This window comes from Nocardioides marmorisolisilvae (assembly GCF_003725775.1).
GTDB lineage: Bacteria > Actinomycetota > Actinomycetes > Propionibacteriales > Nocardioidaceae > Marmoricola > Marmoricola marmorisolisilvae.
Genome location: NZ_RJSG01000002.1, coordinates 905,845 through 925,027, shown reverse-complemented (window position 1 = coordinate 925,027; position 19,183 = coordinate 905,845). Strand labels below are relative to the sequence as shown.

At 69.6% G+C, this 19,183-nt stretch carries 20 protein-coding genes; 10 read left to right on the top strand and 10 right to left on the bottom strand.

The window, feature by feature from the left end:
- Positions 1 to 116: 116 nt before the first annotated feature.
- From EFL95_RS08385 to ctaC, 3 genes are read right to left on the bottom strand one after another with little or no spacing between them, the layout of a single operon-like run.
- Positions 117 to 512 carry a cytochrome c oxidase subunit 4 gene (locus EFL95_RS08385; RefSeq protein ID WP_123233551.1) on the bottom strand — a complete coding sequence of 132 codons (396 nt, stop codon included), beginning with the start codon at positions 510 to 512 and terminating at the stop codon, positions 117 to 119.
- Positions 509 to 2,248 carry an aa3-type cytochrome oxidase subunit I gene (gene ctaD / locus EFL95_RS08380; protein WP_123233550.1) on the bottom strand — a complete coding sequence of 580 codons (1,740 nt, stop codon included), beginning with the start codon at positions 2,246 to 2,248 and terminating at the stop codon, positions 509 to 511. The genes EFL95_RS08385 and ctaD overlap by 4 nt, the downstream gene beginning before the upstream one ends.
- Positions 2,245 to 3,144, bottom strand: coding sequence for an aa3-type cytochrome oxidase subunit II (gene ctaC / locus EFL95_RS08375; protein WP_246004857.1), 900 nt, complete (start codon positions 3,142 to 3,144; stop codon positions 2,245 to 2,247). The genes ctaD and ctaC overlap by 4 nt, the downstream gene beginning before the upstream one ends.
- Positions 3,145 to 3,297: 153 nt before the next feature.
- On the opposite strand from ctaC, the gene EFL95_RS08370 reads away from it, so the two are divergent.
- Together EFL95_RS08370 and EFL95_RS08365 are read left to right on the top strand one after the other, a co-directional pair.
- Positions 3,298 to 4,422, top strand: coding sequence for a cysteine desulfurase family protein (locus EFL95_RS08370; RefSeq protein ID WP_123233549.1), 1,125 nt, complete (start codon positions 3,298 to 3,300; stop codon positions 4,420 to 4,422).
- On the top strand, positions 4,419 to 4,661 hold the full coding sequence (locus EFL95_RS08365; RefSeq protein ID WP_123233548.1) for a sulfurtransferase TusA family protein: 243 nt from the start codon (positions 4,419 to 4,421) through the stop codon (positions 4,659 to 4,661). Before EFL95_RS08370 ends, EFL95_RS08365 begins: the two co-directional genes overlap by 4 nt.
- A 73-nt stretch (positions 4,662 to 4,734) precedes the next feature.
- On the opposite strand, the gene EFL95_RS08360 is transcribed toward EFL95_RS08365, so the two are convergent.
- Positions 4,735 to 5,709: a carbohydrate kinase family protein gene (locus EFL95_RS08360; protein ID WP_123233547.1), complete on the bottom strand. Its 975-nt coding sequence runs from the start codon at positions 5,707 to 5,709 to the stop codon at positions 4,735 to 4,737.
- Between the two features lie 125 nt (positions 5,710 to 5,834).
- Between EFL95_RS08360 and EFL95_RS08355 the strand changes: the two genes are divergently transcribed.
- Positions 5,835 to 6,062 carry a hypothetical protein gene (locus EFL95_RS08355; RefSeq protein WP_123233546.1) on the top strand — a complete coding sequence of 76 codons (228 nt, stop codon included), beginning with the start codon at positions 5,835 to 5,837 and terminating at the stop codon, positions 6,060 to 6,062.
- A gap of 52 nt (positions 6,063 to 6,114) precedes the next feature.
- Here EFL95_RS08355 and erpA read toward each other — a convergent pair whose 3' ends face one another.
- Together erpA and EFL95_RS08345 are read right to left on the bottom strand one after the other, a co-directional pair.
- Positions 6,115 to 6,489 carry an iron-sulfur cluster insertion protein ErpA gene (erpA, locus tag EFL95_RS08350; protein WP_123233545.1) on the bottom strand — a complete coding sequence of 125 codons (375 nt, stop codon included), beginning with the start codon at positions 6,487 to 6,489 and terminating at the stop codon, positions 6,115 to 6,117.
- A 71-nt stretch (positions 6,490 to 6,560) separates the two neighbouring features.
- A complete protein-coding gene (locus EFL95_RS08345; protein ID WP_123233544.1) occupies positions 6,561 to 7,658 on the bottom strand; it encodes a glycerate kinase family protein in 1,098 nt (365 codons plus the stop codon).
- A gap of 88 nt (positions 7,659 to 7,746) precedes the next feature.
- On the opposite strand from EFL95_RS08345, the gene nadA reads away from it, so the two are divergent.
- Both nadA and EFL95_RS08335 read left to right on the top strand, forming a co-directional pair.
- The gene (gene nadA, locus EFL95_RS08340; RefSeq protein ID WP_123233543.1) at positions 7,747 to 8,919 is read left to right on the top strand and encodes a quinolinate synthase NadA; all 1,173 of its coding nucleotides are present in this window, start codon (positions 7,747 to 7,749) and stop codon (positions 8,917 to 8,919) included.
- 50 nt (positions 8,920 to 8,969) lie between these two features.
- Complete coding sequence (locus tag EFL95_RS08335; RefSeq protein ID WP_246004856.1) at positions 8,970 to 9,524, top strand: DUF3043 domain-containing protein; 555 nt, start codon at positions 8,970 to 8,972, stop codon at positions 9,522 to 9,524.
- A 6-nt stretch (positions 9,525 to 9,530) separates the two neighbouring features.
- Here EFL95_RS08335 and EFL95_RS08330 read toward each other — a convergent pair whose 3' ends face one another.
- Together EFL95_RS08330 and gcvT are read right to left on the bottom strand one after the other, a co-directional pair.
- Positions 9,531 to 9,782: a hypothetical protein gene (locus tag EFL95_RS08330; RefSeq protein ID WP_342773190.1), complete on the bottom strand. Its 252-nt coding sequence runs from the start codon at positions 9,780 to 9,782 to the stop codon at positions 9,531 to 9,533.
- On the bottom strand, positions 9,782 to 10,876 hold the full coding sequence (gcvT, locus tag EFL95_RS08325; protein ID WP_123233541.1) for a glycine cleavage system aminomethyltransferase GcvT: 1,095 nt from the start codon (positions 10,874 to 10,876) through the stop codon (positions 9,782 to 9,784). Before gcvT ends, EFL95_RS08330 begins: the two co-directional genes overlap by 1 nt.
- 86 nt (positions 10,877 to 10,962) lie before the next feature.
- Here gcvT and EFL95_RS08320 point away from each other — a divergent pair, with 86 nt between their 5' ends.
- Complete coding sequence (locus tag EFL95_RS08320) at positions 10,963 to 12,447, top strand: leucyl aminopeptidase (protein WP_123233540.1); 1,485 nt, start codon at positions 10,963 to 10,965, stop codon at positions 12,445 to 12,447.
- A gap of 1 nt (position 12,448) precedes the next feature.
- Here EFL95_RS08320 and EFL95_RS08315 read toward each other — a convergent pair whose 3' ends face one another.
- Positions 12,449 to 12,826: a hypothetical protein gene (locus EFL95_RS08315; RefSeq protein ID WP_246004855.1), complete on the bottom strand. Its 378-nt coding sequence runs from the start codon at positions 12,824 to 12,826 to the stop codon at positions 12,449 to 12,451.
- A gap of 122 nt (positions 12,827 to 12,948) precedes the next feature.
- On the opposite strand from EFL95_RS08315, the gene lpdA (EFL95_RS08310) reads away from it, so the two are divergent.
- Genes lpdA (EFL95_RS08310) through EFL95_RS08295 form a run of 4 tightly spaced genes read left to right on the top strand, consistent with a single transcriptional unit; the run spans position 12,949 to position 17,672 of the window.
- Positions 12,949 to 14,340 (top strand): dihydrolipoyl dehydrogenase, encoded by a 1,392-nt coding sequence (gene lpdA, locus EFL95_RS08310; RefSeq protein ID WP_123233539.1) that lies wholly within the window; start codon positions 12,949 to 12,951, stop codon positions 14,338 to 14,340.
- A 14-nt stretch (positions 14,341 to 14,354) separates the two neighbouring features.
- On the top strand, positions 14,355 to 16,139 hold the full coding sequence (sucB, locus tag EFL95_RS08305; protein ID WP_123233538.1) for a 2-oxoglutarate dehydrogenase, E2 component, dihydrolipoamide succinyltransferase: 1,785 nt from the start codon (positions 14,355 to 14,357) through the stop codon (positions 16,137 to 16,139).
- A gap of 28 nt (positions 16,140 to 16,167) precedes the next feature.
- Positions 16,168 to 16,941, top strand: coding sequence for an alpha/beta fold hydrolase (locus tag EFL95_RS08300; protein ID WP_123233537.1), 774 nt, complete (start codon positions 16,168 to 16,170; stop codon positions 16,939 to 16,941).
- Positions 16,942 to 16,988: 47 nt separating this feature from the next.
- Positions 16,989 to 17,672: a YwaF family protein gene (locus EFL95_RS08295; RefSeq protein ID WP_123233536.1), complete on the top strand. Its 684-nt coding sequence runs from the start codon at positions 16,989 to 16,991 to the stop codon at positions 17,670 to 17,672.
- 78 nt (positions 17,673 to 17,750) lie between these two features.
- Here EFL95_RS08295 and lpdA (EFL95_RS08290) read toward each other — a convergent pair whose 3' ends face one another.
- On the bottom strand, positions 17,751 to 19,148 hold the full coding sequence (lpdA, locus tag EFL95_RS08290) for a dihydrolipoyl dehydrogenase (RefSeq protein WP_123233535.1): 1,398 nt from the start codon (positions 19,146 to 19,148) through the stop codon (positions 17,751 to 17,753).
- Between the last annotated feature and the right edge of the window lie 35 nt (positions 19,149 to 19,183).

The following is a 19,183-nucleotide window of genomic DNA, read 5'->3' as shown; positions in this document are numbered from 1 at the left end:
GTGGACCTCACAAGGGTAACAAGCGAACAAGGTCCGCCCGGACCATCCGTCCGTGGAACGCATCACGCCCCGGCGGAGAGCCCGCCGGGGCGTGAGATGCGTGGGTTCGTACCGCTTTAGTGAGCGTGCTCCCCGCGGTAGTACTCGAAGATCAGGCCGGACAGCGCGACCGCGCCGAGCGTCGCCCCGATGATCACGAGCCACCAGCCGATGACCACGCCGAGGACGATGGTGGCCAGGCACATCGTGCACCACATCGGCCACCAGCTGTACGGCGGGAAGAAGCCCAGCTCGCCGGCGCCGTCGGCGATCTCGCCGTCCTTGCGGTCCTCGGGCCGCGGCTCCATCTGCTTGGCGTGGAAGCCGAGGTAGAAGCTGACCAGCAGGGTCAGCAGCGAGGTCATGACCAGTGCTGAGGTGCCCGTCGGGTCACCCGTGACCAGCCAGTACGCCGGGGCGAACAGCACGAAGAAGAAGGTGCAGACGATGAATGTCCACGCTTCGGCCTTCACTTGTCGTTCCCTTCGTTGTCCTCGAGGTTGGCCTTGCGGCCCTCCATCTCAGGGGCGTCGGCGATGCCGCCGCCCTCGAGGTTGTCGTTGTCGTCGTACTCCAGCGCCGCGATCTCCGGGTGGTGCAGGTCGAACGCCGGCGACTCCGAGCGGATCCGCGGGATGGACACGAAGTTGTGCCGCGGCGGCGGGCAGCTGGTGGCCCACTCGAGCGAACGTCCCCAACCCCACGGGTCGTCCACGGTCACCTTCGGCGAGCGCTGCGACTTGTAGACGTTGTAGAGGAACGGCAGCGTCGAGGACGCCAGCAGGAAGGCGCCGATCGTGGAGATCTGGTTCAGCGTCGTGAATCCGTCCTTGGCCGCGTAGTCGGCGTACCGGCGCGGCATGCCCTCGACACCCAGCCAGTGCTGGACCAGGAACGTGGTGTGGAAGCCGACGAACAGCAGCCAGAAGTGGATCTTGCCCAGGCGCTCGTCGAGCATCTTCCCGGTCATCTTCGGCCACCAGAAGTAGAAGCCGGCGAACATCGCGAACACCACGGTTCCGAAGACCACGTAGTGGAAGTGCGCGACCACGAAGTAGGAGTCGGAGACGTGGAAGTCCAGCGGCGGCGAGGCCAGGATGATGCCGGTCAGACCACCGAAGAGGAAGGTGGTCAGGAAGCCGACGGACCAGAGCATGGGCGTGTCGAAGCTCAACGACCCGCCCCACATGGTGCCGATCCAGTTGAAGAATTTCACGCCTGTTGGCACCGCGATCAGGAACGTCATGCCGGAGAAGAACGGCAGGTCGACCGCGCCGGTGACGAACATGTGGTGGGCCCACACCGCGACCGAGAGGATCGCGATACCGAGCGTCGCCGCGACCAGGCCGACGTAGCCGAAGATCGGCTTGCGGCTGAAGACCGGGAGGATCTCGGTCACGATGCCGAAGAACGGCAGCGCGATGATGTACACCTCGGGGTGGCCGAAGAACCAGAACAGGTGCTGCCACAGGATCGGGCCGCCGTGGACGGCGTCGAAGACGTGCGCACCGAGCTTGCGGTCGGCCTCCAGGGAGAGCAGCGCGCCGGCGAAGATCGGGAACGCGATCAGCACCAGGAGGCTGGTGACCAGCGTGTTCCAGACGAAGATCGGCATCCGGAACATGGTCATGCCGGGTGCGCGCATGCAGATGATCGTGGTGATGAAGTTGACCGCACCGAGGATGGTGCCCAGACCGGCGAGCCAGAGGCCCATGATCCAGAGGTCACCACCGACGCCCGGCGAGCGGACGGCGTCGGAGAGCGGCGCGTAGGCGAACCAGCCGAAGTCGGCGGCACCGCCCGGGGTCAGGAAGCCCGAGGCGGCGATGAGGCCGCCGAAGAGGAACATCCAGTAGCTCATCATGTTCAGTCGCGGGAACGCGACGTCGGGAGAGCCGATCTGCAGGGGCATCACCACGTTGCCGAAGCCGAAGAACAGCGGCGTCGCGAACAGCAGCAGCATGATCGTGCCGTGCATGGTGAAGAGCTGGTTGTAGACCTCGTCGTTGACCAGCTGCTGGCCCGGGAACGCGAGCTCGGAACGGATCAGCAGGGCCATCAGGCCGCCGACCATGAACCACGCGAACGACGTGATGAGGTAGAGCTTCCCGATCAGCTTGTGGTCGGTCGTCGTCAGGATGCGAACGACCTGCTGACCCAGGGTCCGGGTGGGTGCGCCCACGGCGGGCGCGTCAGAGACCGCGGTCACTCTTCTCCTCCGTTGCTCTTGAGCCCGGCGACCGTGGTGACCTGCGAGCCACCGAGGTTCATGCCGACGTTGCCCTTGTCCTTGAGCTCCTGCATGTGCTGGTCGAACGACGCCTGGTCGGTGACCTTCACGTTGAAGAGCATGCGCGAGTGGTAGACGCCGCAGAGCTCGGCGCAACGACCGTCGAACGTGCCGGAACGGTCAGGGGTCAGGGTGAAGTGGTTCTGCGCCTGGCGACCGGGGACGACGTCCATCTTGAACAGGAACGCCGGCACCCAGAACGAGTGGATGACGTCCGGCGAGAACAGGTCGAAGGACACGCTCTGGCCCTTGACCAGCCACAGCGTGGGCCGGTTGGCGGTGGTGCCCGACTCCCACAGCGCGTGCTTGTCGGCCGGCAGACCGTCGATGACCGAGCTGCCCTTGGCGTAGTTGAAGGTCCACGACCACTGCTGACCGACCACGGTCACGTTGAGGTCGGCCTTGGCGTTCGCCGCGGTCAGGTCCTTCGGCGCGTGCAGGACGTCGTCCTGGGTCTGCACCGTGAAGAAGAAGAAGACGATGACCATCATCACCGGGGCGACGGTGTAGAAGATCTCGATCGGCAGGTTGTACCGGGTCTGCACCGGGATCTCCGACTCGGAGCGGCGCCGGTAGCGGACCACGCAGTAGAAGATCAGGCCCCAGACGATGACACCGGTGATGATCGCGGCGAGCCACGACCACAGCCACAGGTCGAACATGCCCTGGGCTTCCTTGGTCGCCGGCACCGGCATCGCGAGGCGCTTGACGTCGTTGTGCTCATCGACCGAGCAACCGCTGAGGAACAGCACAGCGGAGCCGGCAAGGACTCCGATGATGAGCTTCCGCGCGCGCTTGGGGACTTCCAGACCCACGAACGAGCCCTCTCTCTGAGGCGAACATCCTGCTTGAGACGAACAGGGGAACCCTACTACTGGCCGAGCCGGCAGTGACGCACAGGTGGCCCCTTGGACGCGTGTGCCTTTCACCACCCGTCGCCGTACCCCGCTGAGCGCTAGTTTTCCCTTGTGACCACCTATCTGGACAGCGCCTCGGGCGAGCCGTTGCACCCGGCTGCCCGTGCGGTCCTCGAGCAGGCCCTGGACGCCGGGTACGCCGACCCGCGCCGGCTGCACGGCCCTGCCCGGAATGCCCGGATCATGCTGGACAACGCCCGCGCCGCGACCGCGGAGGCGCTCGGCGTGCGCCCGGACGAGGTCACCTTCACGGCGTCCGGGACCCAGGCGGTGCACCTCGGCCTCCTCGGACTGCTCGCCGGGCAGGCACGCCGCGGTCGCCGGTTGCTGACCTCAGCGGTCGAGCACTCCGCCGTCCTGCACGCCGCGCGCTGGCACCACGCCCAGGGCGGCAGCCACGACGAGCTTCCCGTCGACGCGTTCGGGCGCGTCTCCCCCGACACCGTCGCGCAGGCCCTCGGCCGGTCCGATGAGCGCGCGGTGGTGGCGATCCAGTCGGCCAACCACGAGGTGGGCACCCTCCAGCCGCTCGGCGAGATCGCCGCGGTCTCCGGGGAGCACCCCCTCTTCGTCGACGCGGGCGCCTCGGCCGGACGCTTGCCACTCCCCCCGGGCTGGTCGGCCGCAGCCGCGTCCGCGCACAAGTGGGGCGGGCCCGGCGGAGTCGGGCTGCTCCTGGTCCGCAAGGGAGCGCGCTGGCGCCATCCGTTCGTCGCCGACGACGTCGACCAGTTCCCGATCGAGGGCGAGAGCGTCCCCCTGGCGCTCGCCGCAGCCGCCGCGCTCCAGGCCGTGGTCGCCGAGCGGGACGAGCTGAACCGCCGCCAGTTCGCCCTGGTCGACCGCCTCCGGGCCGGCGTCGCCGCGATCCCGGACACCGAGGTGGTGGGCGACCCGGTCGACCGGCTCCCCCACCTAGTCACCTTCTCCTTCCTCTACGTCGACGGCGAGAGCATCGTCGGTGAGCTCGACCGCCGTGGGTTCGCGGTCGCCAGCGGGTCGGCCTGCACCGCGAGCACGCTGGAGCCGAGTCACGTGCTGGCCGCCATGGGCGCCCTGACGCACGGCAACCTGCGGGTCTCGCTCGGCCGGGACACGACCGAGGACGACGTCGACCGTCTCGTCGCAGCCCTGCCCGAGGTCGTCGGCAAGATCCGGCAGGACGCGGGCCTGTGAGCGATCCGGAGATCGGGCTCGAGCTGGACTGTCGCGGGATGCTCTGCCCCCGCCCGATCATCGAGCTGGCCAAGCACCTCACCGACGTCGCCGTCGGGGATCAGATCGCCGTCGTCACCGAGGACATCGCGGCGGGCGTCGACGTACCGGCGTGGTGCCGGATGCGTGACCAGGAGTACGTCGGCGCCGACAACGCAGAAGACGGCGTACCCCGGTACCGGGTACGCCGCCTCTCGTAGGTCTGCATCGGTCTCACCCGGTTTTCGACGGGCTCACTTCGACAGGCTCAGTACAAGCAACCAGCACGGACGGTCAGCTGAGGTACTTGCCCACCTCGGCCGCGGCGTCGTCGCCGTAGGACGCGCCGAGGCGCGCGACGAACTCCTCGCGGGTGAAGGTGTACTCCTGGGTGCCCACCGTTTCCACGACGTACGCCGCGATGGTGCAGCCGACCTGCGCAGCACGCTCGTGCGAGAGGCCCCACTCGGTCGCGGCCAGGAAGCCGGCCCGGAACGCGTCGCCGACGCCGGTCGGCTCGACCGCGTTCACGTTGTTCAGCGCCGGGACCACGATCGGGTCCTGGCCCTTGGCAACGATCTTCACGCCGTCCTTGCCCAGGGTGATGACCTGGGTGCCCACGAGGTCGAGGATCTCCTCGGCGCTCCAGCCGGTCTTCTGCTCGATCAGGTGCGACTCGTACTCGTTGGAGAACAGCAGGGTCGCGCCGTCGATCAGCTGGCGGATCAGGTCGCCCTCGCCGAAGGCGAGCTGCTGGCTCGGGTCCGCGATGAACCGGTAGCCGCGCTGGCGGCACTCGTCGGTGTGGCGCAGCATGCCGTCCGGGTCGTCGGCACCGATCAGCACGAAGTCGGGAGCCCCGACGCGCTCGACGATCGGGGCGAGCTCGATCAGCCGGGCCTCGCTCATCGCGCCCGGGTAGAACGAGGCGAACTGGGCCATCGTGGTGTCGGTCGTGCAGACGAACCGGGCGGTGTGCTTGGAGTCCGAGACGTGCACCGACTCGCAATCGACGCCGTGGCGCTGGAGCCAGGACTTGTAGTCGGCGAAGTCCTCGCCCACGGCACCGACCAGGACGGGCGCGAGACCCAGCTGGCCGAGGCCGAAGCAGATGTTGGCCGCGACACCGCCGCGGCGGATCTCGAGGTCGTTGACCAGGAAGCTCACCGACAGCTTCTCGAGCTGCTCGACGACGAGCGAGTCGGCGAACTTCCCGTCGAAGGACATCAGGTGGTCGGTGGCGATGGAACCGGCGATCAGAAGCGGCATGGGTCCTCAGTCTGGGGCGGGGAAAGGGGTGCGAACGTTGCGCGTTTGTTAGCGCTCCGTGAACTCTGGAGCCTACCGGCCGGTAGACGTAGGAGTACTCAGAAGTAGCCAATAACGTCGCTGGTATGACCTACGAGCGACTCGCGTACGACGACCAGGACACCGCGGTGCAGATGCACTCCGACTGCTCCGCCTGCGCGTCCGAGATGGGCATCCCGGAGCAGCGCTTCTCGCCCAAGGCCCTCGGCCTGCCGGCAGCGACCGACGTGATCCGCGTGTTCACCAAGCCGGTGTTCACGGTGACGGAGACCGCCGCCCAGCTGGCGAACCGGATCCGTCTGCACCTCGACTGACACGCAAAGAAGGGCCGCACCCACCGGGGGTGCGGCCCTTCTCTGTTTCAGATCAGTGGAAGCTGTCGCCGCAGGCGCAGGAGCCCGTGGCGTTCGGGTTGTCGATGGTGAAGCCCTGCTTCTCGATGCTGTCGACGAAGTCGATCGTGGCGCCGTTCAGGTACGGGACGCTCATCCTGTCGACCACGACGTTGACGCCGTTGAAGTCGGTGATGACGTCGCCGTCGAGCGAGCGCTCGTCGAAGAACAGCTGGTAGCGCAGACCCGAGCAGCCACCCGGCTGGACGGCGATGCGCAGGGCCAGGTCGTCGCGACCCTCCTGCTCGAGGAGGCTCTTGACCTTCGCAGCAGCACCGTCGGTGACGTTGATGCTGTCCGCGCGAGTCTCAGTCGCGCTCTCGGGGGCGGTCTCGACCTGCTCGGTCATGGTGTCTCCAATGTGATCGTGGGGGTCCCTCGCGGAACCGTTCAACAGGCTCAATCTTCGCACATCTGTGGTTATTCCCGGCCCCACGTTCGCGCCACGCGCTCGGCCAGGTCGGCCAGCGCGTCGGCCGGGGCGGCGAAGGCCCGCTCCTCCCCGACCCGCTCGACCAGCGAGTAGGCGGCCTCGATCCCGAGCGCCCGCATCTCCCGGGAGCCGACCAGCACCTGACCGGCCAGTGCGATGCACGGCCGCAGGGCCTCGCCTGCGAGCTGCGCCACCCCGTAGGGCACCTTCCCGGCCCGCGAAGAGAAGTCGAAGGAGCCCTCGCCGGTGATCACCAGGTCGGCGCTCGCCAGGGCGGCCGCGAGATCCACCGCCTCGGCGACGATCTCCACGCCCGGCTTCCGGATGGCACCGAGCAGGAGCAGCGCGAACCCGATCCCGCCGGCGGCTCCGGCCCCCTTCTCTCCGGCCAGCTTGCGGTCGGTGGCCTCCGCGAACCGCTGGAGACGCGCGTCAGCGACCAGCAGCTCCTCCTCGGACAGGCCCTTCTGCGGCCCGTAGGTCTTGGTCGCGCCGACCAGCCCGAGCAGCTGGGTGTCGACGTCCGAGGCGAGCACCAGCTCGACCCCGGCCAGTGCGGCCCGCGCCGGCGCGAGGTCGACGGTGTCGAGACCCTCCAGCCCCGCCGGTCCGGCGTCCAGGACTGCGCCGGTCGCGGTGGCACCGAGAGCGGCCAGGAGCCCGGCTCCCCCGTCGTTGGTAGCCGTGCCGCCAGCCCCGACCACCACCCGGGTCGCGCCGGATCGGACGGCCGCGAGGATCAGCTCCCCGAGACCGCGGCTGGACCCGAGCATCGGGCGCCGCTCCTCCGGCGGGGTCAGGTGCAGCCCCACGGCTTGCGCCGACTCGAGGTACGCCGTTCCGCCGACCAGCAGGACCGCGGCGGGTACCGGGTCGCCGTACGGGTCGGGCACGGTGACCGCGATCAGCTCACCACCGAGGCCGGAGTGCAGCACGTCGACGAACCCGGGGCCGCCGTCGGACATCGGCACGGTGACGACCTCGCTGCCGGGAAGCCGTCGCCGCCAGCCGGTGGCGATCGCCTCCGCGGCCTCGACGGCGGTCAGGGTCCCGGCGAACTTGTCCGGAGCGATCACGACGCGCACCCGATCATCCTTGCCTATCCGGAATCACCGGCTCGCTGCGGCTGTTCCCCAGACGTTGGGCACAGATCCACCGTGGGAGGATGGACGCATGACCACGATCGACCTGCCGCTGCTCCCGCTGGGCAAGGGCACCGACCTCTCCGCCGAGCGCGGGGTCGAGTGTCCCGGCGACCTGCCGGCCGCTTCCGACCCGGACCTGGTCGCGCGCGCGGAGGCCGCGAAGGCCGCCCTCGGCGAGAAGGTGTTCGTGCTGGGGCACCACTACCAGCGCGACGAGGTCATCCAGTTCGCCGACGTCACCGGCGACTCCTTCAAGCTCGCCCGGGACGCAGCAGCGCGCCCGGACGCCGAGTACATCGTCTTCTGCGGCGTGCACTTCATGGCCGAGTCCGCCGACATCCTGACCTCGCCGGACCAGAAGGTGATCCTCCCCGACCTCGCCGCCGGCTGCTCGATGGCCGACATGGCCCGGCTCGCCCAGGTCGAGGACGCCTGGGACGCGTTGGTCGACGCGGGCGTGGCCGACCAGGTCGTGCCGATCACGTACATGAACTCCTCGGCCGACATCAAGGCGTTCTGCGGCAAGCACGACGGCGCGGTCTGCACCTCATCCAACGCCGACGTGGCCCTGGAGTGGGCGTTCGCGCAGAAGCCGGACGCGAAGGTGCTGTTCTTCCCCGACCAGCACCTCGGCCGCAACACCGCGGTGCTCAAGCTCGGGTACTCGCTCGAGGACTGCGTGGTCTGGAACCCGCTGAAGCCGAACGGTGGGCTGACCGCCGAGGAGCTGCGGGCAGCGAAGATGATCCTCTGGAAGGGCCACTGCTCGGTGCACGGCCGGTTCTCCGCCGACGTCGTCGACGAGCTCCGCGCGACCATCCCGGACGTGCAGATCCTGGTCCACCCGGAGTGCGCGCACGAGGTCGTCCTCAAGGCCGACCTGGTGGGCTCCACCGAGTTCATCATCAACACGATCGAGGCGGCCCCGGCCGGTTCGTCGTGGGCCATCGGCACCGAGCTCAACCTGGTCAAGCGACTCGCGAACGCGCACCCGGACAAGAACATCGCCTTCCTGGACAAGACCGTCTGCTACTGCTCGACGATGAACCGGATCGACCTGCCGCACCTGGTCTGGGCGCTGGAGTCCCTGGTCGAGGGCAACGTCGTGAACCAGATCGAGGTCGACGGCGAGACCGAGCGCTGGGCCAAGGTGGCGCTGCAGCGGATGCTGGACCTGCCGGGGCGTTCGCACAAGGACTGACCGGTACCCTTCAACGCGAACCCGTTCCTCGTAGTTGAGAAGGCTTGACGTTGTCCGGTAGCACCGAGAACCAGTCCCCCGCCACCTCCGGCAAGGGTCGACCGACCCCCAGCCGCAAGGAGGCCGAGGCCGCCGCTAGCGAGCGGGCGCGCGCGGGCATGGACAAGAAGGCCGCCCAGAAGCTGCTGCGCGAGAAGCGCACCGAGTCCAACCGCAAGATGCGCGAGGGCATGAAGGCCGGCGACGAGCGCTACCTGCCGGCCCGCGACCAGGGCCCGGTCAAGCGGTTCGTGCGCGACTACGTCGACTCCCGGATCACCTTCGCCGAGTTCCTGCTGCCGGTCCTGATCCTGATCATGGTCGGCTCTGCGGCGAAGACCGGCAGCACCGTGGCCGCGGTGACCAGCTACATCTGGTCAGCCAGCATCCTGCTGCTCCTGGTCGACACCCTGCTGCTGCGCTTCCGGCTGCGGCGCGCGCTCAAGGCGAAGTTCCCCGACGAGAACCTGCGCGGCACGACCTTCTACGCGTTCGTGCGGATGCTGCAGCTGCGGTTCATGCGGCTGCCGAAGCCGAAGGTGAAGCTCGGCGGCAAGCCGGTCTGAGGTCGGTCAGGCCTCGAGGCTCATCGGGCCGTAGACCTCGCGCTCACCCTCGAACAGGGTGACCGCGGCGATGCCCTCCTCGGCCAGGTCTGCGTAGAACTCCCCGACCCACGACTCGGCGTCGCTGCGGGTGGGGAACTCCTGGCGGCCGTCGGCCGGCTCGACGACGCGACCGTCGGAGTCCGTGCACGACCACCACCACGGCACGGTGGAGGAGGACGACACGAACGCGGTGTTCGGCTCGGGGACGTTGGTCATCAGGACTCACGGACTCCTGTCTGGACGAACGGCGGCTTGGTGACCACGAAGATCTCCGCGCGTCCACGGACGTCGACGGTGACCTCGGCCCCCTCCTCGATCTGCGCGTTGATCAGCGCCAGCGCCACGCCCTTCTTCAGGGTCGGCGAGAACGTGCCCGAGGTGACCTCGCCGACCGGAAGGTCGCGGGTCATCAGCACCGACATGTGCGGGCGGGCGATGCCGCGGCCGGTGGCGACCAAGCCCCGCAGCAGCACCTTCGGGCCGGCCTCCTTCTCGGCCTCGAGCGCGGCCTTGCCCCAGAACGCGTCCTTCTTCCAGCCGACGGCCCAGCCCAGGCGCGCCTGCACCGGGGTGATGTCCAGGCTGATGTCCTGGCCGTGCAGCGGGTAGCCCATCTCGGTCCGCAGGGTGTCGCGGGCACCGAGGCCGCACGGCTGGATCCCGTACGCCGCACCCGCGGCCAGCAGCGCGTCCCACAGCGCCGGTGCCACCGCGTTCGGGGCGATCAGCTCGTAGCCGCGCTCGCCGGTGTAGCCGGTGCGGCAGACCACCACGTCCTCGCCCTCGTACGGGGCTTCCGCGAACGCCATGTAGTCGTGACCCGTCGGGAACCCGAGGGCGGCGAGCACCTCGTCGGACTTCGTGCCCTGCACCGCAAGCACCGCGTGGGTCTCGTGGTGGTCGGTGACGGTGATGCCGGCCGGGGCCTTCTCGGTCAGCCGCCGGGCGACCTCGGCGGTGTTGGACGCGTTCGGCACCAGCAGCAGGTGGTCGTCGTCCTTGAGGTAGACGATCAGGTCGTCGACGACACCGCCGGACTCGTCGCAGCACAGCGTGTACTGCGCCTGCCCCGGCGCGATCCGGCCGAGGTCGTTGGTGAAGCAGGAGTTGATGAACTCCCGGGCCCCGTCACCCCGCACCACCAGCTTGCCGAGGTGGCTGACGTCGAAGATGCCGACGGCCTCGCGGACCGCCGTGTGCTCGGGGACGACGCCGGCGTACTGGAGCGGCATCTCCCAGCCACCGAACTCGGAGAACTTCGCCCCGAGAGCGACGTGGCGGTCGTGCAGGACGGACTGCTTGAGGGCCATGCGCAGAAGTTACCGCAGGGAGTCGGGACCCACGCTCTCGGCCAACCCGTCCTCGTCGCCGGGGGTGTTGGCTCTAGCATCGCCTCGTGACGACCTACACAGTGCGCAAGGGCTCGGCGGAGAAGGTGCGCACGGATCTGGTCGTCATCGGGGTGGCCGTCGGCAAGGCCGGCGCGCTGGTCCCCTGCCCCGGCGGTGAGCCCGTGGCGCAGGCCTACGGCCGGTCGTTCGCGCCGATGCTCGCCTCGCTCGGGTTCTCCGGGGGCTTCGGCGAGATCGCCCGGATCCCGACCAACAAGACCCTGAACGCCGCCCAGCTGCTGGTGGTCGGCCTCGGTGACCGGAACGCGCTGACCACCGAGAAGGTGCGCCGCGCAGCCGGGACCGCCGCGCGCTCGGTCGGCAACGCCGCCTCGGTGGCGCTGGCCCTGCCGGCCGAGGACGGAGCACACGTTCGTGCCGTCGTGGAGGGCTTCGCCGCCGGGCTCTACCGGTTCGAGGAGTTCAAGTCCAAGCCCCGTCGCGGCAGCCTGGCCGACGTCCTGGTGCTGACCGACGCCGCGCGCCGGGCCGAGGTGGTCGACGCCCTGGACGCTGCGGTGACGCTGGTCGAGGCGACGGACCAGGTCCGCGACTGGGTGAACACCCCACCGAACGCGCTGGTGCCGAGCACCTTTGCCGCGCAGATCGAGCGCTGGGTCAAGGGCTCCGGTCTCGCGTACGAGCTCGTCACCACCGCGCAGCTCAAGCGCCAGGGCTGCGGCGGGATCCTCGGGGTCGGCCTCGGCTCGACCGAGCCGCCCTGCCTGGTGAAGCTGACCTGGACGCCGCCGGACGCGCGCGGGTCGGTGGCCCTGGTCGGCAAGGGCGTCACCTACGACTCGGGCGGACTGACCATCAAGCCCGGCGGGTCGATGGCCAGCATGAAGTTCGACATGGCGGGCGCGGCCGCGGTGACCGCAGCGATGCGCACGATCGCCACCCGCAAGATCCCGGTCGCCGTGTCCGCCTATCTGCCGCTGGTCGAGAACATGATCAGCGGCTCGGCGATGCGCCCGGGCGACGTCCTGACCACCTTGTCCGGCAAGACCGTCGAGGTGACCAACACCGACGCCGAGGGCCGGCTGATCCTCGCCGACGCGCTGACCATGGCCGCGCGCACCAAGCCGGACGCGATCTTCGAGATCTCCACCCTGACCGGGCCGTGCGTCGTCGCGCTCGGCGACCGGATCGCCGGGCTCTTCGGCGACGACACCACCGTCGCCGAGGTGCAACGGGCCGCGGAGACCACCGGCGAGCTGTTCTGGCACCTGCCGATCCGCGACCTTCAGCGCAAGAACGTCCAGACCTCCTCCAAGGTCGCCGACGTCCTGCAGCACGACTGGGTGCGCTGGGGCTCCGCGATCTACGCCGCGGCCTTCCTCGAGCAGTTCGTCGAGGACGTGCCGTGGGCGCACTTCGACATCGCCGGCCCCGCCTGGAACAGCGGTGGTCCGTGGGGCCACGTCCCGACCGGCGCCACCGGCTTCGGCGTGAGCACGCTGGTGGAGCTGGTCAGCTCCCGGGCCTGAGTCAGGCAGACGGCGGCGGCGAGGAGAACGGGTTCGGTGCCTTCGCTTCCTTCTGCCGGCGGTTGTAGTCGCGCATCCGCTGCGGGATGCCGACGACGGCTGCGTCGTAGGACGGCAGGCCGAGGCGGTTGCAGAAGTCGTGGGCCCACGGGACCGACGGCACCCGGCGCCGGGTCCACTCCCCGTCGCGGGCGACCAGGAGCAGGGTCACCTCGCTGACGGTAGTCCGCGGCTCGACGAATCCCTCGACCCCGGGACGGCTCGTCGCCCAGTCCCGCAGGTAGGTGGCGTCGGCGGAGTCGGCAGCCCGGACCGTCGAACCGGTCGGACCACCACGACTCATGCCGCCGCCGCGGCGGAAACGATCGAGCAGACCCATGCGCGCAATTGTGCGTCATCACGGGTAACGATCCAGTGCCGACCCGGCGTGTCGGCCTGCCGGTGGACATCAAGGACAGAAGTGCAAGGATGGCCCGAGTCAACGCAAAGGAGCGAAGAACCGTGGCTGACGCCAACCACTTCGACGTGGTGATCCTGGGAGCAGGATCGGGTGGCTACGCGTGTGCGCTCCGCGCGGCACAGCTCGGGCTGAGTGTCGCTCTGGTCGAGAAGGGGAACCTCGGCGGCACCTGCCTGCACGTGGGTTGCATCCCGACCAAGGCGCTGCTGCACGCTGCCGAGGTGGCCGACGCGGCGCGCGATGCCGAGCAGTTCGGCGTGCGCGCGACCCTCGACGGAATCGACATGGCCGGCGTGAACGCCTACAAGGACGGCGTCGTCCAACGACTGTTCAAGGGCCTCACCGGGCTGATCAAGGGCCGCGGCATCACCGTCGTCGAGGGCTCCGGCCGCCTGACCGCTCCGAACACCGTCACCGTCGACGGCCCCGAGGGCAGCGCCGCGTACGTCGGCACGAACGTGGTGCTCGCCAGCGGCTCCTACTCGCGCACGCTCCCCGGCCTGGAGATCGACGGCGAGCGGGTGATCACCTCCGAGCACGCGCTGACCCTGGACCGGGTGCCGGCGTCCGTGGTCGTGCTCGGCGGCGGCGTCATCGGCTGCGAGTTCGCCAGCGTCTGGAGCTCCTTCGGTGCCGAGGTCACGATCGTCGAGGCGCTCCCCCGGCTGATGGCCGCCGAGGACGCCGACTCCTCCAAGCAGCTCGAGCGCGCCTTCCGCAAGCGCAAGATCAAGGCCCTGACCGGGACTCCGTTCCAGAAGGTCGAGCTGCTGGACACAGGCGTTCGGGTGCACGTCGAGGGCGCCGACCCGATCGAGGCCGAGCTGCTGCTCGTCGCCGTCGGGCGCGGACCGACCACCGACGACCTCGGGTACGCCGAAGCCGGCGTCGCGATGGACCGCGGCTTCGTCCTGGCCGACGAGACGTGCCGCACCAGCGTCCCGAACGTGTTCGCCGTCGGCGACATCGTGCCCGGACTCCAGCTGGCCCACCGCGGGTTCGCCCAAGGCATCCTGGTCGCCGAGGAGATCGCCGGGCTGAACCCGAAGCCGATCGACGAGGCCGGCATCCCTCGGGTCACCTACTGCGACCCCGAGCTGGCGTCGGTGGGTCTCACCGAGGCCCAGGCGCGCGAGCTGCACGGCGACGCCGTCGAGACCCTCACCTACGACCTCGGTGGCAACGGCAAGAGCCAGATCCTGAAGACCCAGGGCAGCGTGAAGCTCGTCCGTCGCGCGGACGGCCCGGTCATCGGCATCCACCTCGTCGGAGCCCGCGTCGGCGAGCTCATCGGCGAGGCCCAGCTGATCTTCAACTGGGAGGCGTACCCCGACGACGTCGCCCCGCTGGTCCACGCCCACCCGACCCAGAACGAAGCCCTCGGCGAGGCCCACCTGGCCCTCGCCGGCAAGCCACTCCACGCCCACTCCTGACACGAAGGACGCACATGTCGACTCCCGTCACTCTCCCTGCCCTGGGTGAATCGGTCACCGAGGGAACGGTCACCCGCTGGCTCAAGCAGGTGGGCGACACGGTCGCCGTGGACGAGCCGCTGCTGGAGGTCTCCACCGACAAGGTCGACACCGAGATCCCCTCCCCGGTGGCGGGCGTGATCCTGGAGATCAACGCGTCGGAGGACGAGACCGTCGAGGTCGGTGCCCAGCTGTGCGTGATCGGCGACCAGGGCGAGGGTGGCGGCTCCGCACCGGCTCCGGCAGCCGAGGAGGCGCCCGCGCCCGTCCAGGAGGAAGCGCCGGCCGCTCCGCCCGCCGAGCAGGAGGCAGCTCCTGCGCCGGTCGAGCCTGTCGAGACCCCCGCTCCCGCCGCGCAGCCGGCCGCCCCGGCGGCGTCCGGCGGTGGCGGCGCCGGCACCCCGGTCACCCTGCCCGCGCTGGGCGAGTCGGTCACCGAGGGCACCGTGACCCGCTGGCTCAAGCAGGTCGGTGACGCGGTCGCCGTGGACGAGCCGCTGCTGGAGGTCTCCACCGACAAGGTCGACACCGAGATCCCCTCCCCGGTCGCCGGCACCCTGCTGGAGATCAACGTCAACGAGGACGAGACCGTCGAGGTCGGGGCCCAGCTCGCGGTGATCGGCGCCGCCGGCGCCGCTCCTGCCGCGGCCCCCGAACCCGCTGCTCCCGCGCCCGCCGCCGAGCCCGAGCCCGCTCCGCCGGCCCCGCCCGCCGAGGCCCCGGCTCCGCCGGCTCCGCCGGCTCCGCCCGCTCCTCCGGCTCCTCCGGCCCCGCCGGCTCCCGCTCCTCCGGCCCCGCCGGCTCCCGCTCCGGCCGCGCCCACCCCGGCGGCCGCCGCGCCGTCGGGTGACTCCGGTGGCTACGTCACCCCGCTGGTGCGCAAGATGGCGGCCGAGCGTGGCGTCGACCTGGGCTCGATCCAGGGCACCGGCGTCGGCGGCCGGATCCGCAAGCAGGACGTCATCGCCGCCGCCGAGGCCAAGCAGGCGAGCGCCCCGGCTGCCGCGGCTCCGAGCTCCGCTCCGGCCGCGCCGGCCACACCGAGCCCGCTGCGCGGTACCACCGAGCAGATCAGCCGGTTGCGCAAGGTGATCGCCGAGCGGATGACCGAGTCGCTGCACATCTCCGCGCAGCTGACCCAGGTGATGGAGGTCGACGTCACCAACGTCGCCCGCCTGCGCGACAGCGCCAAGGCCGACTTCGCCGCTCGTGAGGGCGTGAAGCTGACCTACCTGCCGTTCTTCGCCAAGGCCGCGATCGACGCCCTCAAGTCGCACCCGAAGCTGAACGCCCACCTCGACCAGGAGAAGGGCGAGGTGACGTACTGGGACCGCGAGAACGTCGCGTTCGCCGTCGACACCGACCGCGGCCTGCTGACCCCCGTGGTCAAGGACGCGGGCGACCTGTCGATCGCCGGACTGGCCAAGAAGATCGCCGACCTGGCCGAGCGGACCCGGACCAACAAGATCACCCCGGACGACCTGACCGGTGGCACCTTCACGATCACGAACCTGGGCAGCTTCGGCGCCCTGTTCGACACCCCGATCATCAACCAGCCCCAGGTCGCGATCCTCGGCCCCGGCGCCGTGGTGAAGCGGCCGGTGGTCATCGACGACCCGAACCTGGGCGAGACGATCGCGATCCGCTACATGGTCAACCTCGCGCTCACCTACGACCACCGCCTGGTCGACGGTGCGGATGCGGGTCGGTTCCTGCAGGCCGTGAAGGCCCGCCTCGAGGCCGCGCAGTTCGAGGTCTGATCGAAGCCTCGGAGAGAGGGTCACGGACATGAGCACGGTGCGACTCGGCGCTGACGAGCTCTGGTACGACGAGATCGGCGGGGAGGGCACGCCGCTGGTGCTGCTGCACCCGGGCGTGACCGACTCGCGGATCTGGGACCCGATGCTGTCCTTCCTCGTCGGACGTCAGGTGATCCGCTTCGACCGTCGCGGTTACGGGCGCTCCCCGCGGGCGACAGAGCCCCACAGTGGGCTCGGCGACCTCGTCGGCCTCCTCGACGCCCTCGGCATCGAGAAGGCGCACCTGGTCGGCAACAGCATGGGCGGCGAGACCAGCCTGGCGCTGGCCGTGACCGCCCCGCAGCGGGTCGCGTCCCTGACCCTGCTCTGCCCGGGCATCGGCGGCTACCCCTGGGAGGACGGAGCCGAGGACCCGGAGGTCGAGGCCGCCTGGGCGACGGCCAAGGACGCCAACGACATTCCCGCGATGGCCGCCGTGCTCGGTCGCGTCTGGTTCGCCTCGGGCAGCGACGACTACCTCGACGAGCAGATCCTCGCGGCCACCACCCTGGACTACGGCCCCGGCGAGAGCTTCGAGCAGGACAACCCGGAGCAGTGGGACCTGGTCGACCGGATCAGCGTGCCGACGGCGATCGTGGCCGCGGACCTCGACCCGGCGGACTCGCTCAAGGCCTCGATCGACCTGGCCGCGAAGATCCCCGGCTCGGTCCTCGTCCGTCTCGCCGCCGATCACGTCCCGCAATACCGCGAGCCGGAAGCCGTCGCCGAGGTCGTGCTGGCCACGGTCGACCGCGCTATCTGAGTACCTGCACTCATGACGCCGCGCTGACGGCGTTCCAGGCTCGAGGCATGCCTCTGGTCGTGAACCGATTCCAAGCCTTCTCCCCCGAGCACTTCGTGCTGATCGGGCTGTTCCTGCTGGTGTTCGCCGCTCTCGTCGCGATCGGCCGCCGGCACGGCGACAACGAACGCTTCCGCCGGGCCTTCGCGATCGCGATCCCCTGCTTCACGGTGCCGATGCAGGTGCTCCAGCTGCTGCCCGGCGACTTCGACCTGGGCACCTCGCTCCCGCTGCAGTACTGCGACCTGGCCTGGGGCATCGCGGCGTACGCGCTCTGGACCCGCAGGCCGTGGGCGGTGGCGCTGACCTTCTTCTGGGGGCTGACGCTCACCACCCAGGGGATCATCACGCCGGCGCTGGCCGAGCAGTTCCCGGACCCGCGCTACGTCATGTTCTTCGGGATGCACTTCTGCACCGTCTGGGCCGCCGGTTATCTGGCGGCGACCGGCAGCACCCCGACCTGGCGGCTGTACCGGTTCACGGTCGCGGTGACGGCCGCCTGGGCCGCCTTCGTGATGGTCTTCAACGAGATCGCCGACACCAACTACGGCTACCTCAACGGCAAGCCGAACAGCGCCTCAGCCCTGGACCTGTTGCCGTCGTGGCCGACGTACGTCGTGGTGGAGATCGTGATCATCGCGGCCGTCTGGGCGTTGATGACCTGGCCGTTCGCGCGGACCACGAACTGGTGAGGCTGCGTCGCGTCAGCGACAGGCGCGGAGCGCCAGACAAGCACTGCGATCGAAGATCAACCTGTAAGCCCTCCGGGCTTACAGGTTGATCATGTGGCCGGCGATGCCTTCGACCGCTTCCTTGACCGCTTCGGAGAGGGTCGGGTGCGCGAACACGTTGCGGGCGACCTCGTCGGCGGTGAGGTCCCACTTCTGCGCCAAGGTCAGGGCCGGGAGCAGCTCGGTGACGTCCGGGCCGATCAGGTGCGCGCCGAGGATCTCGTTGTACTTCGCGTCGGCAACGACCTTCACGAAGCCAACCGCGTCGCCGAGGCCCATCGCCTTGCCGTTGGCCGAGAACGGGAACTTGGCCGTCTTGACGTCGTACCCCTTCTCGCGCGCCTGGTCCTCGGTGTAGCCGAAGGAGGCGATCTGCGGTTGGCAGTACGTCGCCCGCGGGATCATGTCGAAATCGATCTCGATGGTCTCGGCACCCGCGATCGTCTCTGCGGCGACGATGCCCATCGCCTCGGCGGTGTGCGCGAGCATCAGCTTGCCGGTGACGTCACCGATTGCGTAGACGCCCTCGACGTTCGTACGACCGCGCTCGTCGACGGCGATCGCGCCGCGCTCGGTGGTCGCCACGCCGGTGTTCTCGAGGCCGTAGCCGGTCAGCCGTGGCGCGAAGCCGAAGGCGGCCAGGAACTTGTCCGCCTCGAGCACCTGAGCGTCACCACCGCCGGCCGGCGCGACGGTCACCCGCACGCCGGAGCCGGTGTCCTCGACGCCCTTGACCGCGGTCGAGGTGAGGATGTTGATGCCGAGCTTCTTGTAGTGCTTGAGCAGCTCCTTGGAGACCTCGGCGTCCTCGGTCGGCACCATCCGGTCGAGGAACTCGACGATCGTGACGTCGACGCCGAAGTTCTTCATGACGTAGGCGAACTCGACGCCGATCGCGCCCGAGCCGCCGATGATCATCGAGCTCGGCAGGTTGCTGTCGAGGATCTGCTCCTCGTAGGTGACCACGTTCTGCGAGAGCTGGACGCCCGGGACGAGCCGGACGGTCGCGCCGGTGGCGATGATGATCGTGCCCGCGGTGACCTCGCGGGTGCTGCCGTCCTCCTGCGCCACCGAGATCGTCTTCGGGCCGGTGAAGGTGCCCCAGCCGTTGATCTCCTCGATCTTGTTCTTCTTCATCAGGAAGTGGACGCCCTTGACGATGCCGTCCGAGACCTGGCGGCTGCGCGCGTGGGTCGGGCCGAAGTCCATCGAGGCGTCGCCGGTGATCCCGAACTTGTCCTTCTCGTGCGTCAGCACGTGCGCCAGCTCGGCGTTCTTCAGCAACGCCTTGGAAGGGATGCAGCCGACGTTGAGGCAGACACCTCCCCAGTACTTGAGCTCAATGACCGCGGTCTTCAGGCCGAGCTGGGAGGCGCGGATCGCAGCTACGTAGCCACCGGGGCCGGCACCGAGGACAACAACGTCGAAGTCAGTCACGGGACGAGACTATCCAGCGGCAAGGCTCGCGGGTA

Bases quoted from the DNA above. Each gene is read 5' to 3' on its own strand.
- EFL95_RS08360 (WP_123233547.1), bottom strand. From the start codon at position 5,709: ATGCCGCTTCTGATCGCCGGTTCCATCGCCACCGACCACCTGATGTCC.
- EFL95_RS08355 (WP_123233546.1), top strand. From the start codon at position 5,835: ATGACCTACGAGCGACTCGCGTACGACGACCAGGACACCGCGGTGCAG.
- erpA (WP_123233545.1), bottom strand. From the start codon at position 6,489: ATGACCGAGCAGGTCGAGACCGCCCCCGAGAGCGCGACTGAGACTCGC.
- nadA (WP_123233543.1), top strand. From the start codon at position 7,747: ATGACCACGATCGACCTGCCGCTGCTCCCGCTGGGCAAGGGCACCGAC.
- EFL95_RS08330 (WP_342773190.1), bottom strand. From the start codon at position 9,782: ATGACCAACGTCCCCGAGCCGAACACCGCGTTCGTGTCGTCCTCCTCC.
- gcvT (WP_123233541.1), bottom strand. From the start codon at position 10,876: ATGGCCCTCAAGCAGTCCGTCCTGCACGACCGCCACGTCGCTCTCGGG.
- EFL95_RS08315 (WP_246004855.1), bottom strand. From the start codon at position 12,826: ATGGGTCTGCTCGATCGTTTCCGCCGCGGCGGCGGCATGAGTCGTGGT.
- sucB (WP_123233538.1), top strand. From the start codon at position 14,355: ATGTCGACTCCCGTCACTCTCCCTGCCCTGGGTGAATCGGTCACCGAG.
- EFL95_RS08300 (WP_123233537.1), top strand. From the start codon at position 16,168: ATGAGCACGGTGCGACTCGGCGCTGACGAGCTCTGGTACGACGAGATC.
- EFL95_RS08295 (WP_123233536.1), top strand. From the start codon at position 16,989: ATGCCTCTGGTCGTGAACCGATTCCAAGCCTTCTCCCCCGAGCACTTC.